Origin of the sequence: Rhizobium sp. rho-13.1 (assembly GCF_007000305.1) — a bacterium.
Classification (GTDB): domain Bacteria; phylum Pseudomonadota; class Alphaproteobacteria; order Rhizobiales; family Rhizobiaceae; genus Rhizobium; species Rhizobium rhododendri.
The window spans coordinates 62068-77298 of record NZ_SCFL01000013.1 but is presented as its reverse complement, the minus strand read 5'-3'; the positions used below and the strand labels follow the sequence as shown (position 1 = coordinate 77298).

Here is a 15231-nt window from a genome sequence, read left to right as displayed (position 1 = left end):
AATGCAGGAATTTGATCTCGTTGTCCGCGGAGGCACCATCGTCACCGCCTCCGATACGTTCAAGGGAGATATCGGCATCAACGACGGACGCATCGCCGCGCTCGGGCTCAGGCTGGATGGCCGCGACGTGATTGAGGCCGAGGGCAAGCTGGTGATGCCGGGGGGCGTCGACAGCCACTGCCATATCGAGCAACTTGAGGCCGATGGCAGCGTCCACGAAGAGACCTTCCTTACCGCGGGCATTTCGGCCTTTGCCGGTGGCACCACGACCGTCATTCCCTTTGCACCTCAGTTCAAGGGCGAGCCGATCGCCGCCCATTTCGGCGACTATCAGGCGCGCGCCGCCCGATCGCCGATCGATTACGCGTTTCATCAGATCATTACCGATCCGACCGATTCAGTGATCGGAACGGAGATTCCCGCTCTGATTGAGGCCGGGATACGAAGCCTCAAGGTTTTCCTCACCTACGACCCGCTGCACATCGATGACCGGCAGTTTCTACGCGTGCTCGAAGCAGCCAGACAGTGGGGCGCGACAGTGTGTGTTCACTGCGAGAATTACGATGCGATCCGCTGGCGCTCAGAAAAACTGCTTGCGGAGGGTCGCAGCGAACCGGCGTCCCATGCGCTCTCACGACCCAAGGTCGTAGAGCGTGAGGCGACATACCGCGCAATCGCCCTTGCCGAACTCGTTGGCCAACCGATTCACATTTTTCACGTGTCGTGCGCGGAAGTGGCGGAGGAGATTGCCAGGGCGCAGCGTCGCGGGGTCAAGGTGACGGCGGAGACCTGCCCGCAATATCTCGTGCTCACTGCCGCCGACATGAGCCGGCCGGACCGCGAAGGTGCCAAATTCATGTGCAGCCCGAGCCCGCGCGACGCAGGAGATGCCGAGGGATTGTGGGCTGCAATCCGCGCCGGCACGCTGGATGTGATTTCCTCTGACCATTGCGGCTACAGCTTTGCAGGCACGCAAGGCAAATGGATGAATGGCCCCGACGCCGACTTCACCCGTATTCCAAATGGCGTTCCTGGCCTTGCCGCGCGAATGGCAATCGTCTTCAGCGAAGGCGTCGTGAAAGGTCGCATCGATCTCAACGACTTCGTGCGATTAACCGCAACCAGTCCCGCAAAGCGTTTTGGACTTTACCCGCGCAAAGGCACGATTGCTCCCGGCGCCGATGCCGATCTGGTAATATGGGATGCCGAGAAGCGGGTAACACTCAACAACGGCCTGATGCAGCATGCAATCGACTACACACCTTATGAAGGCCTCGAGGTGGTCGGCTGGCCAATCGGAACGATTGCTCGCGGCCGTCTGGTGATGAGCGAAGGCAAGGTTTCTGTGACGCAGGGCGCAGGCAAGTTTTTGTTAGCTGGGGTGGCTTAGGCTATCCGCCAAGGGAGGCGCCATGTCTAAGATTGACATCTATTGCCATAAAAGATGAGCTGCGCCATACTGGAAAAGTAAAGGAGGGACCGTCTATGCCAAACGTCGCGCTCGGAAAACATTACGAGGAATTCGTCAAGAAACAGCTGGAATCTGGCCGTTATAGCAATGCCAGCGAAGTCGTCCGGGCCGCTCTGCGGCTCCTGGAGGACAACGACGCAGCCCGCGAACGTTGGCTGAACGAGGAGATCCCACGTCGCTATGATCAGCTGATAACGGATCCAACGATGGGCGTCTCGGCCGAAACGGTCCGCGCCCGTTTTGAGGCTAAACGCCGAAATGCTACGAACGCCAAATAGGAATGGCTTACCGCATTATCTATAACTTGCAGGCGGAAGCTGAACTCGACGCCCTGTATGTAGATATCGCCATGGAGGCAGGCGACCGGATTGCCGCCGAATACGTGGACGGCGTGATGACTTTCATTGAGGGCCTGGAGAACTTCCCGCACCGTGGAACCATTCGGGAAAGCTCGGTTCCCGGCTTGCGCATCATTGGCTACAAACGTAGCGTCAGCGTGGCGTTCTCGGTACGGGGCGATGATGTACTGATCCTCGGCGTGTTCGCGCGCGGCCGCGACATCACCGAGGAAGTCCTGAAAGAACGGAAGCAGTGAGCTCCGGTTTTCGCCGCTCTCTCCATGATTGCGGGAATTATTAAATATTTTCAGGACCGGGATGTGCCGTATCCTGCCTATCGGCCCCGCCCAAGCCCTCAATAAGATCGCAGCCCCAAACAAATCGGGGGCTGCTTCGTGAGACAACCCGCATCAAATAGAGGTCGGCCAACACCGCAAGACGAATGAAATGGCATGAGTACCGTTCAAAGAAAGGTCGCCTTGATAGGATTCGAACCGTTGGCCCGGCTGTAGAAGCCCTTCAAAGACGGATCCCAATAACAGATCCCTCGGTCTGGATGTCTATGAGAACTGGGACTCACGAGCCCGGTGACGCCGCGATCTTGTGCGGCTTACACCGTCGTGATAATTTTACTGCGTTTTTACGCTGGACGAAGATCGTTTCCCGGCACAGGTGAATGATTGAGGCAACAGGTTATCAGCAAAGGAACGACACACAATGAAATACCTGCTTGCGGCCGCAGCCGCAGCGTCGCTGCCGTCGGCCGCGCATGCGATTGACTGCACTCGAGCCTCCAGCCATATCGAGCACATGATTTGCGATGATGCCAGCCTCTTGCGCGCCGATGTGGCAATGGGTAGGGCCTATGCTGAGATCCTCAAAGCCGCCCCGGACCCACAAATCCATACCATGCTTATTGTCAGCCAGAAGCGTTGGGTGGCCGCTCGAGATGATGCGTTTGGCAACCTTGACGGGGCCACCAATGGTATGACTGGCGAGGGTTACCCCAAGCCGTTGCAACGCAGCCTCGTTCTTCACGCCACCGAGGATCGCACGAAAATCTTGAAAGCGAAATCGGACGAAGGCTCGAAGCAACCAAGCCTGATCCAGGCGGCTCTAAAACAACGTGAGTTCGGCGCTCAGTTCACTGGCGGCCCTTCCGCCGGCTTCTCTTCCTCTTGCAACTTTTTACCTCATAACGCGGGGGACCTTGGTTACGACTACGCCTGTTTCGGAACTGCTCAGTATCAGAACAATGACCGAATCTGTGGCGAGACGCAGGACTGGGCGACCTTTCGTGCTTACACGACGCGGTTTGTCGCAAACGTTGTGGCTGGCCAGGTAAAGGTCACAGCCCTTTGCAAGGACGACATCTGCGATGCGACGCCCGACGGGGGGTGGGATAGCCGTCCCGAAGTGGGGAGCGATGGCCCAGTGGGGGGGGCGCTGGAGAAACTGGATCCCGAGGCGGATGACGGACTAGGGGATGAATGGTTGAAAGTCTGCCTTTCGGATAAGACCTTTCCGCCAACCCAGACCCTCAAATGACTGCAGCAGGCATTGGTCTATCCCCCCAAATGGGATGGAGACGGAAGATACACTGCGACCTCATGTATGGGACGCATAAGCTCAAACTCATCAAACGCCTGATGTATGGGCGTTAGGCACGTATCGTGGGGGCACCCTGACGTCATCGAGATTGCGTCAACTCCTTCGGGAGCCGGCAAGGGTCCCGTTACCAAGCCGATTGACAACGTGAACAGCCAAGCGGCGTGATCGAGTATTCAACACCCAATGTTGGGTCGTAACCACGCGCCTAGCGACGAGGCCGCTTCGTTCCAAGTGCCGGACGCTTCCGTGAAGACCTTGGACGTGACGCCATTGAGCAGCCTTTTGGGAGCATTGAACCGTGCGGGTTCGATGCAAACGACGGCCGGAATCAGGACTGACCATTTTTCCGCGGTCTCCCCAGGAGGACAGCCCCTCTTCCATGTTGGCGAGCACGTCTTCCTCCTTGTCGGATCCTACAAAGATAACCCGATCACGATGGAGACCGACCTGCGCCAGTGCCGGAATGAACAGATCTGGCCGCGTCACCACCAGATTACGGACCTCTGGTTCGGGCGGCAGCCGAGCCATTGACGATGCCCAAACCACCGCTCGCGAACTCGTGCAGCGCGCCACAGGCGATCCTTTGGAACTCGCCGAGATCCGGCACGCTCTTCTCGGTCAGGGCCTTGACGATTTCGCCGCGAGCGCCGACTAACCAGCGCTTATCCTCCTCCAAGGCGGTGGCGAATTTGGGATCAAACTCCGACCGCAGTTTCTGATTCAACGGCAATGGCTAATCTAAGGCCGCAAGCGCGGCTTTCCGACAAATTGCCTTTGGACTTGGCCTTCTCGCAATCGAAGGACGGCACACCAACCGCTGGGCGGCATGGACCGCAAAGAGGCAAAGAACGAAAAGAAAGCATGCAGATGACCCCCATTGGAGTTCCGTCGATTCTGTCAAAATGTCTTCGTCCGCGCAATATAAGCTCGTCGTTGACGGTTGCCTGATGACTTGCGGATAATTACGACCACCGCGATTGCGTTTGACCTCTGCCAACCACCCGTTAGAACGATCTAATTGCGGCCGAAACCTTCTCGCTCGCTACGCTTATAATCTCGCGCTGCTCCCCCCGCAATTTCTCGATATTTTCCAATTTATTCTCGGTGGAGTTCAGCAATTTTTCGAACCGAGATTTGGTGTCTCCCGAACCAACCGATTGAAGATTGCTTCTCGCACGTTGCTGGTCCGCTTCAACACGAGCAAACTCCTCGTCCAGCGCACTCAGCTTCCGGTTTGCCCCATCTTGCTCCGCCTTTGCGGTCGATAGCTCGGCAAGTTTTGCACGCATCGCAGGATCGGCTGCAGCATCCTGCCACTGCATTAGCGCATCGGGTTCTGCGTCCGCCAAGGCTGTGCTTTCTTCATTTACGATCGAAAGGCTGGCTTTGGCAGCTTTGACCTCCCCTGTTCGCAGTTCAATTTTCATCCGATCTTTGGTGACTGTACCCTCGATCATACCGTCTGCTTTGAATGACCAGCCGGGCTGCTTGTCCTGCTCGATGAGAATGGTCCGGGGAGCATCGCTAGCACCCCTGATTTTGTATATGATTTCCTGACTTGTCACGGATGATGTATAGATCAACCCGTTAACGACCCTAATCCGTGTGATGGTGGTTTTTGATTTAGGCTCGGTCGTGATAGAAACCTTCTGGTCAAGCGCAAAGCTGACGGCCTGCTTTTGACCGTTTGGAAGAGCTGGGATCTGGGCGTCGCCGACGAAACCCTGCTTTCCATCGTAGACAGTGATGATGCCAGGCGGCAGGCTCACGCCACTATCGTTGTCGACGAGCGACGCAGCGGTCGGATGCTCGCTCCCGCTTTCGGGACGGAAAAGCGATACCATTTCTGCCTTAGCATCGTGATCCAGGATGGGCACGGCGATTGTGTCACCATTTTTGATATTGTAGCGGCCTGAAAGCACAAACGTCGAAGTGACATTTCCCTCAACTGTCAGTCCGGGATCCGCAGCATGAGCCATCGACCCGTCGTTACTCCTGCTCGTTGCTGCAATGGGAGCCGGCGGTGGCGGCGCTATTGCGAGCGGTGGCATGCTTCGTTTGGCCAGTAGAGCCCCAGGTGGTGGCTGATTGACACCAAGTTCGGATGTATCCATAGGGACCTCGAGGCGTTGCCTCCAGAAATGGTCATAGAGCCGTTGCCTCAACGTTACCGGTTGCCCAGATGATAAGGTGATCCCAACATCGCTCCAGTCTTCGCCAGAAGCATTTTCGAATACGGCCCAAGCCTGAAGTCTGACAGAACCATCCACTCCAGTAACCAAACGGTATGAGGTCTTCCAGATTGGCGCCGGTACAACGTACGAAACGTCAACGTTTCGACTGTCTTGCCGGTCTAGCTCGATGTGGATATTCCGGGCGACATCCAAATTAGCTTTCCCAATTATCTGCATAGCCCTTTTTAGCTTTGTCTTGAGCGTCGGATCTACAATGGAGATGGCGGTGCCCGGTATCGCGACCATAGACATGGTGCCGTCATCACGCAGAAGCGACAATTGCCAACTCAAACTCGACTGGGCATTGCCCGGAATGTCGGTCACGCCGAGCACCATGCCCTCTTGCCCGTCGCCCACCCGGATACGGCTCCCCTTGATAGAGTTGAGAAGCGAGGGCAGCGACGCCAAATCAGAAGGCTTGAACGGTGATGTCTTAAATGTCTCGTCTACGGGTTTTGGGCCAGTGAGCGACATACTTTTAACGCGGCCCTTGTCATCGCGGATGACAAGGCTTTTGAGGATGTCATCAACCTGGTCAATGGGAACGTCGATATCGAGCCCTGCACTATCATCGATAGTGGCTGACCTGACAATCTCAGCCAAGCCCCCGGAGGAAAGGGTCACTGATCTGATAGGGCCGTTCACACCAGCTATTGCCGTCGAAGCACTGAGAAGCAGAGTTGCGTAAGACGCAAGGAACCTCGTGGCGGACATGAATTCTCCAATTCTAAAATATTCCCAAAGGCGACGAGACGAGTTTGTTGAGATACTAGGCTCACTTTCACCGCGAACCGGTGCGGCATCGGCAATCGAATGATTGGTACATGGTAAGAGATAGGCTAAGCGCGCCGCTGAAATCAGCAAAAGGACCTGACTGACGTAGGTAGCAATACACTCCGTCCGGCGAGATGCGGTGCGGCTGACCAAAATAGCAACCCGTACGGCAACCACACTGGATCCGAGCGGACGTGGGGATGTCATTGATCGGACGGACCCAACGCATCTGCCCAGTTAACTCGCATTTCCCTGAGCCTGGCGGTATAGGCATTCCTCAGGCAGCGCACATCTTTACACTTGTCACGCACTGTCTTTCGCCAAAAAGTTAGTTCTTTACCAGCAGGATCAAGTGTTTCTCCCGTCTCGGCATCGTGCCCAAATGTTTCGCCTTCAATCTTATCGAACAGCACTTTCATCTGGTCATCTAGCTTAGATAGTTCTGTGTTTTTGCAAATGAGAATTTCGACTTCGCTTCCAGCCGACTTGCAGTCGAAGCCGGCGGCGGACACCGTGCCCGATGCAAGAAGCACGCAGCACGCAACCAGCGTGCCGATGCTTGGAGCGCGCCCACCCTTAGCGCTCATTGAGAAAGCTTGTCTCTGACGTATCATTCCGTATTTCCTCAAAACGCTTGCTACTAAGCCGGCGGAAAAATTGGGTTCGTCGAACAGTGGTCGAACCAGGTGACGTCGCTATCCTCAAGCGGCCAGACGCCCTTGAGCGGGTCGTCATCTAGAGCGTTAAATCCGAAGCAATCGCTTTTTCCGTAGGCGGCTTCTGCCAGAACGGGAATTGATATTGCCAGGACGAAAAGAACGAACGAAAGAGTGCGCCCTGTTGGAAAGTCATATTGGGATCCTGGTAACGAATGATCTCTGCAAAGAATTGTGAGACGCTCGCGACACATTGGTTTGGCTCGTCCGATTGACATGTTTCCCGACCATGGACCGAGAAAGTTTAGTGCAGCTGCGCCGCCATTGTTTGAGCCTTCTCCAGTCGCATGCTCCACGCTTCGCAAACAGACCTATGTCACCCAGCTCTAACTGGCCAGCACACTCGAGCCTTTTTGGAAATATAGACACATGTGCACTTTTCGCGGACTCCAAGGCGTTGGCTCGCCAGCCGGCATTTGATACGTCCCGGTCCCGTTGCGTCTGCGAGTTTGATGCTATCCTAGGCTTTGCACCGGTGCGAACTGAGAGAAGGGCACTCAGAATATCCGGCCAACTGCCAAATTGCTGTTGCTCATGCGCGGTCGCTCTGCACCTGGCGCGAGCTAACCCCTCTTCACCGAAAGAATTCTTGATGCGCAATAAAGCAGTCGTCTGTCTCTTTGTTCTAGTGTCTTCGAGCACGGCATTTTGCGATGATAGCTCAGCGACGCTGGGAGCCGGAGGGCTTGTCCTCCAAAAAACGGACAAGGTTACCATAGTTTCCGAGGACCTGTATCTGTCCCTTAACTCTATCCGCGTCTCCTATCGCTTCAGAAACGTGGCCAACACAGACTTCACTACCACTATCGCTTTTCCGATGCCCGACTTTGTTGGGGGAGGATCAAACTCGACAACGGTCGTTCCAGACCCAGCAAGCGATAATTTCATGAAATTCCAGACATTGGTGGATGGGCAACCTATCGAAGCGCAGCTCGAACAACGCGCCTTCCTTGCCGCCGACGGGGTTGCAGATATAGAAATCACCGAGCGCCTTAAGGCGCTTCATATCCCGCTTGTCCCCACTGTGGAAGCAACTCAAGAAGCGATCAGCAAGCTGACGAATGCGCAACGCAAGAATTTGGTAGAAAATAATTTCGTCGATACCGGCGATGCGGGCGACTACGGTGGGCAATCTCAGACGCTGTACCCTGTTTGGACACTGCGCTCCAAATACTGGCGCAATCAAACGTTCCCAGTTGGGCGAGAGATTGCGGTTCAGCAGACATATGTGCCGGTTCTTGGCAGTCAGTCCAGTCTATCGTTCGGCTCTCCCGACATGGATGCGGATCGCATCAAATCCTATCGCGAAAAATTCTGCACAGACGCCGCTTTCACCAAGGCCGCCCATACCCTCTATTCAAAAGCCGCTGACGACAACGGCAAGAGCTTTCAGTCATTTGAACAGTACCTGTCCTATGTCATCAAGTCAGGGGGTAACTGGGCAGGGCCGATTGGCAGTTACAGGTTAGTCGTCGACAAGGGAGATCCTAAAACACTTGTCTCTTTCTGTGGCGACGGTGTCAAGAAGATCGGTCCAACGCAGTTCGAGCTGAAGAGCCAGAACTATAAACCCGAGAGAGATATCGATATCCTTCTGCTGCGCACCGTCCCTGTTGACTGATCGGCCGCCGCTTAGCGCCTCTAGTACAGCACCAAGTCGTCACTTCTCAAATAGATATCGGAGCCAGATCCGAATGAACTTCTCCGCCAGGTCTTTCGCGACCAAAGCCATCATCGCGCTGGCTACAAGCTTCATCGTCTCCGCAGTGTGCTTCATGCCAGCTTTTGCCCAGACTTCAGATCAAGCGGACACTAGTGCCTCGGTGGAAGCCACACTCAACATCTGGGAGCGTCGACTTACGCAGGAAGGGCTTGTCATACTCGGCTACTATAACGGCTTTGCAGACGGCACGTTCGGGCAGAGCGGCCGCAATGCGATCGCCAGCTATCAGCGCGATCACGACAGATCCGCGACAGGTCAGCTTTCAGCGCAAGACGCACTGGAATTAGGCGGCGTAGCGCTCAACATGAGAAAACAACTCCAATGGCATAAACTGGATAAATCGCTCACAGGAATGATGATCTCATATCCCACCGCTCTTCTCACGCAACGTCAGGAAAATACCCTTGGGGGTGAGAACCTGCAAACCGAGGACGGAGCCATCGTGTTGAAGACTGTGCGTTTCGCAAGTAGCGAAGATGACCGCCTCGACAAGCTATATCAAAGCCTTCTGAACGAGAAGGGAAGCACGATCACATATCAGCTCAAGCGTAAGAGTTGGTTCATCACCTCAGGCACCAATAACAATCGCAAGTTCTACACTCGTTTCGAGCAGCGGGGTGCTGAAGTTCGAGGTTATGACTTAAGCTGGAATAACGACAAAAACGGCAAGCTGCTCGACAATGTCTCCGTATTGATTTCAAGCAGTTTCTATCCATTCGGTGCGGACCCCGCAGACGGCGACCCGAGCTACCCAACGTTGGGAAAACTTGCAGACCTGGCAAATGCTAATCAGGCGCCGAGCGTGAGCGGCTCCAGCGGTCCGACAACCTCCCAAGCTCCGTCTCAACAGGGGACTGATAACCAGTCGGCTGAGGTAAACGACAAGGACGGGCTAACGGAACAGAAAGAAGGAGCGCTTCCACCACCGGCTGATGGTTCCCTAGTAACATCGGATGGAAAGGGACTACGGTTCGTGTATCACTATTTCGCACCGGAAGATCCAAAATTCAATTACGCGTACCAGTGGGCTATCGACACGCATTTGTTTTTGAACATCCCGGAGATCAACGGGCTGGATGGGCTCTTCGTCACGCCACGCCCGCTGCATTACGTCACGCGACAATGCAATACAATCAATGCGTTCTACGACAAAAAAAACGGCGCGGTTTTCCTTTGCTATGAAATGATCGACAGCCTCCTGCAAATGGGCGAAGCCCTTTCAAAAGGTGCATCCGACCCGAAGGCATTAACTGTGGAGTTCGTGCGGGATAACCTTCGTTTCATCCTACTGCATGAGTCAGGACATGCGTTGATCGACTTGCTTGATATTCCGGCAGTCGGACGCGAGGAAGATTCGGTCGACCAGCTTGCGGCAGTGCTGCTGCTCACACACGCTGACGACGGCGAGACAAAAAATGACATTACGCGCGTTCTCCAGCTTGCTTCCGTCTGGTTCAAAGTCAACAGCCAGTCCGGTTCTCCCGATACTGCCGCATTTGCGGACGAGCATGCGCTAGATGCGCAGCGTTATTTCAATCTTCTATGCATGGTATATGGGTCAGATCCCGAAAATAACGGCGCCATGGTCGACAACGGGATGCTGCCCAAGGAGCGCGCTGCTCGCTGCCCCGACGAGGCGTCCAAGATCACCCGCTCGTGGGCGCGGCTCGTATTACCGCACTTTTCACCCAGATTTCGACCTAAAGACGACAAGAGCGGCGACGATCAGCAGACCGCCGCTCCGTCACAACCAGCAACCGGTGGAAATCCTCTCGAGTGGGATAAAAATTCGAACCCGTTCGCCAAGTAGTAGCGCCGAACTGTGGCCCCGCTGCGGGGCTAATCGGCTGATCGCGAAATGGTCTGCGAAGGGATCAATGTTTGCGCAGTTTGCCCGCGCGGCGGTGCGAAACGCGATACCGATCCTTCAATTCGACTCATGCCAACTGGACTGGTCGCAGGTTGCTGCGTAATCTGAGACCTTCGGGTCATCATCTCCAAATGTGGTAACCCCTAGCTCCATATGACCTTGACGATAGTAGTTTCTGCAGTAGGCAAAATCTGTGGCGGAACAATCTGTGGCCTCCACGATCCCTGTTTTGCGAATGTCGTCTCCAACCGGGTCCCGAGTTGACGAGGGCGGGCTCTGATATGGCACCCAGCCCCTCGCCATGATCTGCTTGCGCGCCTGCGCAATAGGCTTGCCGTATACATTTGGCACCAATCCTTTGTCGTCGCAAACGCCCTCCTCTGGAGCTAGCGGGTCGACCTCAATCGTCTGATCGCCACGAAAACGGATCTCGCCTACAGGCATCGCAACCAACCCACCATCCAGAATGCGCACACGGTCCTTCACCGCAGTGATCCGCCCAATTGTTAATTTGCTTTGTTTGTCGGCGTACAATATCGCTAGCAGTTCTGTACCATCGAACAAGGCGACGTTTCCCTGGGCAACTTCACAAGCGCTGCCCGCTACCTGATCGAGTCGGCCTGCAAAACTAACGGCGTCATATTGACCCAGCTTCGCTTCCCCAGTCACGCCCCATCCCAAGGAGGTGGCTTCGCTACCGCCCTGCGTTTTCAACTCTCGCAACACATTGCATGCTGTCGCCGACGATATGGGTTCGGGCGGCTTGGGCAGTTTTGAAAGACGGGCAATTGCTATTCCGGGGACAGTGGTTTTTACGCTAATTCCGTCATTCGCAATCGCTTTTGAGATAAGGGTCGGAGCGTTGAAGACGGAGACAAGCACGGCAATCGTGTAGGTGGTATTGTGCAAGCCGCGGCGGACTGATAAAGACATGGGCGGAGCGCATCCTACATATTGAACCAAATCGCACGCCGGAGGATAGCGACCTCCGGCAAATGATATACACAAACCAAGTGCCTTCTTATTTGTTTCGAGTGCAGATCCGTCTAAGTTTCGCAACAGATCATTCTAGCTTTTCGGAACCCCAAACGGCAATGTCCAGCCCGAAGGACGGATGATCTGTTCTCCAAAAGGCCCGATAGGAACCGTCACGGAAGCAGAGTAATGGAGACCTGTTTTTTCGAGTGTTTCACCCGGGGTATGGCCAAACTCCGCTTTGAACAAACGATAAAAATACTTTTCGCTAGTGAAACCGTGGCTGCTCGCAATCTCCGCGATATGTGGCTTCGGTTGGCTTGGATCGGCCAGCAACTGATGGGCGCGGTGTAGACGTTTGCGCTGTATCTGCCGCATTATGCCGCCGTTGCCCTCAAACAATTGGTATAATTTGGCCCTTGATACACCGACCTCGCGGCAGATTTTTGCTGGAGTCAAATCGGCATCGAGCAAGCGTGCGTCCAGATATCGCAAAATACGACGAAACAAAAGGTCACGAATAGGAGCTGCGGCGACTTGCATCTCGTCGGATGCAGATGAAACGGCGGCAGTCAGCAGTTGCAAGGTTGATTGCACGAGATAAGGAATATCCTGTTCCCTCAACCCTGCAAGATTGCCGAACAGCGAAATAAAATGATCTGCCAGGAGGCTAGCGATGCCGCCTTTGAGCGCATGACCATGTAGCAGAGCCGTCTGGCTCGGCAGCATGTCTCTCGGTACGGCGATCGAAATCACGTTGTTCGTCTCCACCAGGCACTCGTTGACCTGAGACGCGTCCACTACGAACAAATCGCCAGCCAACATCACAGATGTTGGATCCTTCGAACGGTAGGTAAATCGACCGCCCAAAACCAAAGTGAAGCGAAAGAAGTCGTATCCGTCTGTGCGGATACGGCGGTCCGTTCGGAAAATTTCATAGGCAGGCGCTAACCCCTCCCCAAGCCACTGTCGGCCAGAGAGGATCAAAGGGCCAAGCGCGGCACCGGTTGCCCTCGCATCGTAGGCCCGAGATGAAGTGTCCCACAATCGACAATCGCAATGATTGTCCTGGATCCACATCTGGAAGCGATCTCTTTCGGGAAAGTCGATCGTTGAAAAATCAAAGACAAAGCTGGAAAGGTTTTGCATCGTCAAATTTCAAATTTCGCTGCTCTTGGTTCCCAGTATCCAGGCCGGCCTAATTTGACCTGCCGTCGACATGAACGGTGACCTTATTATGTGCCGAGGCGGGTGGCGTCAAAGCCTGCCTGGGCTTTGGAACGCTACAACCTCTATTCACGCGAAGAAGGTCAAGCGGGAGTTAAGGCGTTCTCATCCTGCGTGTCGGATTTTATAAGCTAAACATCTGAATCGGCCACATAAACTGGAGTACTATTGTTGCTTTAGACGTTGCTAAGAATTGGATCGGCACCTCCATTCGGGATCAAGACCTTACCTCCTGACACAAGATACCCGCTTGTAAGAAACACGATAGTTTCCTGTTACGGCGAGATATGCTTGCCTCTTGCGGATTTATTTCGAGCAATGGCTCTGAATAGAACGCGACAAAGTACAGATATCGTCAAGGTCGCGAGCGCAAGTGCCCCCATGGGAACGGTAAAAACTATCATCCATAAGAACATACCCATCTTATAAAGAGCCTCACCGTAATCTTCTCCATGAATTACACACGCGTGGGTCTCACCTTCATTCAATTCACAACCGGCAAGATTCGCGGTCAGACTTGCCAAGCCGGTGACGATAAACGGTGAAATCATAAATAAGATTGTTAGGAAAACCATGAGGACAACGACGTAACGGCGCATTGTGGCTTGCCTCTTGATGAATCTTATTGAGTTTCTTCTGTTTGACGCTCGTTGGGTAACAGAGCAATGCCATGAGACATTTCCAGCCAAGGACTGTAAGATCCGACCATCCAGACACACTTCACTTCCCTAGCAATGACCAAGTGGGACAAAGCTTTTCAGAAGCTGTTCAATAACGTCGCCATAGATTTTTTGATCAGCCTCGGGATACTCGAGGGAGAAATTTCCCATCGCTCCATCGCACAGCGCGATTTCCCGTACGTAAAGTATAAGGTGGTCGCGAGCGCCAGAAAAGCTCACCCAAGAAGGTCGGCGCTTCTCGTAGGAAATGCGCCAACCATCGTCCACGTAAAATTTGCGTTGGCGGTCGCTTTCGGCCTTGAAGTTTTTCTCCATGATATAGTTGCCCCACACCAACAACTTTGCCTTACCATTCAAAGACTCCAGCGTGATCCCGTCATTATTATCCGCCGCAGAGGCGATTTTAAATTCCTTCGGTATTTCGATCCAGTAGCCAAATCTTGGATTTTGGTATGACTGATCGCCGGCGGCCCCGGCCGATCCTGACAGCAGGACAAAGATTAGGGCAGCACGTACAAACATGTTCGCTCCTTGGTTAAAAATAGTAGACGATTTGAACCGCACCTGGTCTGCCGAAGGCCATATCGTTTAAGTTATGCGACCATGGCTGGTTCGTCCAGCATTGTGGGTCCTCGGATTCGACTGGCGGTAAATGCCCGATAGGCTCCTTTTGGGAACAAGCCCTCGTCTCATTGCTGGGACAGATTTGTGCAGGTGCGGAACGCTTCAAACACTGGGGCTGCGCCGGTGAGCGACGCCGTCGTCGGGTCGGTGACCGACGAGGTCACCGTAAGATCTGTGCCTTGCTCTAGGGCCGTTAGCAGGGCGGCCATATCCGTCTGGCTCAACTTTGCCATTATTACATTCTCGTTCGCGACCGTCCCGGGAAATTGGCGCTGCAACGTCCCGGTTGAAAGCGTAATCATTCCAACGGCCTTGCCGATGAAAGATCGATGATCGTCACGGATATCGAGCGTGAGGCTTTGCCCCTGTGCGTGCAGACCGATCTCGCTGGCCCTGCCGATCAAACGCAATGCGATGCATTCATCCGGTGGTGCGCTGGACTTGGCAGGCTTGTTGACACGCTTTTCCGCACGCCACTCGCCGCCTCGAGCTAGGGGAACGGTATCGATGGTGTAGTCGGCGTCCGCTGCCAAATCGGGCACTTGCGCGCTCTCGCCGGCGGGTTGGTTCAGATTCAGATCGATGAAGCCAGCGGAATAGGCGAGTTGAACGACGCAGGCAAAGGCCGCGACAAAGGCAAGAGCGGTGCGAGGGAGCCAGCGTTCACGCCAAGGGCCGTCGTTCCATAACAGCTTGACAACCATGCCAAGGCCGACACTGGCCATAGCGAGACCAAGAACGTTGAACCGTGTTTGCGAGACCGAAACCCCATCCACCGAAACGCTTTGCGAGGCGCCCATGAACACCCACAAGGGTAGAATGCCAAGGGCGAGGCCAATCAGGGGAATACGCAGACGTTGAATGGAAGAGGACGTCCGAGGAAAATCATTCATATCACGTTCTCATCAAATGTTGTTCGATTTGTCATTAGCTTCGCCGATAAAATGCCGCAGGGGCAAGAAACACGAGCCCTCTTTCACCGCATCAG

General features: G+C 54.5%; 13 protein-coding genes and 1 pseudogene. 6 read left to right on the top strand and 8 right to left on the bottom strand.

The genetic code is table 11. The annotated features are described in order from the left end of the window. Position 1 precedes the first annotated feature (1 nt). The 4 genes from hydA to EQW76_RS22500 all read left to right on the top strand — a co-directional run bounded on the left by hydA (position 2) and on the right by EQW76_RS22500 (position 3357). Positions 2 to 1390, top strand: a complete 1389-nt coding sequence (gene hydA / locus EQW76_RS22515; protein WP_142831196.1) for a dihydropyrimidinase — start codon at positions 2 to 4, stop codon at positions 1388 to 1390. Positions 1391 to 1485: 95 nt separating this feature from the next. Beyond that, positions 1486 to 1749, top strand: coding sequence for a type II toxin-antitoxin system ParD family antitoxin (locus EQW76_RS22510; RefSeq protein ID WP_142831236.1), 264 nt, complete (start codon positions 1486 to 1488; stop codon positions 1747 to 1749). 2 nt (positions 1750 to 1751) lie between these two features. Beyond that, complete coding sequence (locus EQW76_RS22505) at positions 1752 to 2066, top strand: type II toxin-antitoxin system RelE/ParE family toxin (RefSeq protein ID WP_142831195.1); 315 nt, start codon at positions 1752 to 1754, stop codon at positions 2064 to 2066. A gap of 460 nt (positions 2067 to 2526) precedes the next feature. Next, positions 2527 to 3357: a lysozyme inhibitor LprI family protein gene (locus tag EQW76_RS22500; RefSeq protein ID WP_142831194.1), complete on the top strand. Its 831-nt coding sequence runs from the start codon at positions 2527 to 2529 to the stop codon at positions 3355 to 3357. Between the two features lie 399 nt (positions 3358 to 3756). On the opposite strand, the pseudogene EQW76_RS22495 reads toward EQW76_RS22500, so the two are convergent. The 3 genes and pseudogenes from EQW76_RS22495 to EQW76_RS22485 form a co-directional block, all read right to left on the bottom strand. Next, positions 3757 to 4000: pseudogene (locus EQW76_RS22495) on the bottom strand (damage-inducible mutagenesis protein); the annotation flags it as partial. Positions 4001 to 4424: 424 nt separating this feature from the next. Then, entirely contained in the window at positions 4425 to 6368 is a 1944-nt protein-coding gene (locus EQW76_RS22490) for a DUF4139 domain-containing protein (protein ID WP_161990984.1), read from the bottom strand. Positions 6369 to 6631: 263 nt separating this feature from the next. Continuing rightward, positions 6632 to 7042, bottom strand: coding sequence for a hypothetical protein (locus EQW76_RS22485; protein ID WP_142831192.1), 411 nt, complete (start codon positions 7040 to 7042; stop codon positions 6632 to 6634). 694 nt (positions 7043 to 7736) lie between these two features. Here EQW76_RS22485 and EQW76_RS22480 point away from each other — a divergent pair. Both EQW76_RS22480 and EQW76_RS22475 read left to right on the top strand, forming a co-directional pair. Further along, entirely contained in the window at positions 7737 to 8765 is a 1029-nt protein-coding gene (locus EQW76_RS22480) for a DUF4424 domain-containing protein (RefSeq protein WP_142831191.1), read from the top strand. Positions 8766 to 8838: 73 nt separating this feature from the next. Continuing rightward, positions 8839 to 10677 carry a DUF4344 domain-containing metallopeptidase gene (locus EQW76_RS22475; RefSeq protein ID WP_142831190.1) on the top strand — a complete coding sequence of 613 codons (1839 nt, stop codon included), beginning with the start codon at positions 8839 to 8841 and terminating at the stop codon, positions 10675 to 10677. A 117-nt stretch (positions 10678 to 10794) separates the two neighbouring features. Here the strand turns inward: EQW76_RS22475 and EQW76_RS22470 are convergent, their stop codons facing one another. The 5 genes from EQW76_RS22470 to EQW76_RS22450 form a co-directional block, all read right to left on the bottom strand. Next, entirely contained in the window at positions 10795 to 11670 is an 876-nt protein-coding gene (locus tag EQW76_RS22470) for a hypothetical protein (RefSeq protein ID WP_142831189.1), read from the bottom strand. A gap of 135 nt (positions 11671 to 11805) precedes the next feature. Next, positions 11806 to 12861, bottom strand: coding sequence for an AraC family transcriptional regulator (locus tag EQW76_RS22465; RefSeq protein ID WP_143123255.1), 1056 nt, complete (start codon positions 12859 to 12861; stop codon positions 11806 to 11808). A 353-nt stretch (positions 12862 to 13214) separates the two neighbouring features. Next, positions 13215 to 13538 (bottom strand): hypothetical protein, encoded by a 324-nt coding sequence (locus EQW76_RS22460; protein WP_142831187.1) that lies wholly within the window; start codon positions 13536 to 13538, stop codon positions 13215 to 13217. 129 nt (positions 13539 to 13667) lie between these two features. After that, complete coding sequence (locus EQW76_RS22455; protein WP_142831186.1) at positions 13668 to 14141, bottom strand: hypothetical protein; 474 nt, start codon at positions 14139 to 14141, stop codon at positions 13668 to 13670. 167 nt (positions 14142 to 14308) lie between these two features. After that, complete coding sequence (locus tag EQW76_RS22450) at positions 14309 to 15136, bottom strand: hypothetical protein (protein ID WP_142831185.1); 828 nt, start codon at positions 15134 to 15136, stop codon at positions 14309 to 14311. Positions 15137 to 15231 lie beyond the last annotated feature (95 nt).

Excerpts from the sequence above, each read along its gene's own strand:
- hydA (WP_142831196.1), top strand. The coding sequence starts at position 2 with ATGCAGGAATTTGATCTCGTTGTCCGCGGAGGCACCATCGTCACCGCC.
- EQW76_RS22510 (WP_142831236.1), top strand. The coding sequence starts at position 1,486 with ATGCCAAACGTCGCGCTCGGAAAACATTACGAGGAATTCGTCAAGAAA.
- EQW76_RS22505 (WP_142831195.1), top strand. The coding sequence starts at position 1,752 with ATGGCTTACCGCATTATCTATAACTTGCAGGCGGAAGCTGAACTCGAC.
- EQW76_RS22500 (WP_142831194.1), top strand. The coding sequence starts at position 2,527 with ATGAAATACCTGCTTGCGGCCGCAGCCGCAGCGTCGCTGCCGTCGGCC.
- EQW76_RS22490 (WP_161990984.1), bottom strand. The coding sequence starts at position 6,368 with ATGTCCGCCACGAGGTTCCTTGCGTCTTACGCAACTCTGCTTCTCAGT.
- EQW76_RS22485 (WP_142831192.1), bottom strand. The coding sequence starts at position 7,042 with ATGATACGTCAGAGACAAGCTTTCTCAATGAGCGCTAAGGGTGGGCGC.
- EQW76_RS22480 (WP_142831191.1), top strand. The coding sequence starts at position 7,737 with ATGCGCAATAAAGCAGTCGTCTGTCTCTTTGTTCTAGTGTCTTCGAGC.
- EQW76_RS22475 (WP_142831190.1), top strand. The coding sequence starts at position 8,839 with ATGAACTTCTCCGCCAGGTCTTTCGCGACCAAAGCCATCATCGCGCTG.
- EQW76_RS22470 (WP_142831189.1), bottom strand. The coding sequence starts at position 11,670 with ATGTCTTTATCAGTCCGCCGCGGCTTGCACAATACCACCTACACGATT.
- EQW76_RS22465 (WP_143123255.1), bottom strand. The coding sequence starts at position 12,861 with ATGCAAAACCTTTCCAGCTTTGTCTTTGATTTTTCAACGATCGACTTT.
- EQW76_RS22460 (WP_142831187.1), bottom strand. The coding sequence starts at position 13,538 with ATGCGCCGTTACGTCGTTGTCCTCATGGTTTTCCTAACAATCTTATTT.
- EQW76_RS22455 (WP_142831186.1), bottom strand. The coding sequence starts at position 14,141 with ATGTTTGTACGTGCTGCCCTAATCTTTGTCCTGCTGTCAGGATCGGCC.
- EQW76_RS22450 (WP_142831185.1), bottom strand. The coding sequence starts at position 15,136 with ATGAATGATTTTCCTCGGACGTCCTCTTCCATTCAACGTCTGCGTATT.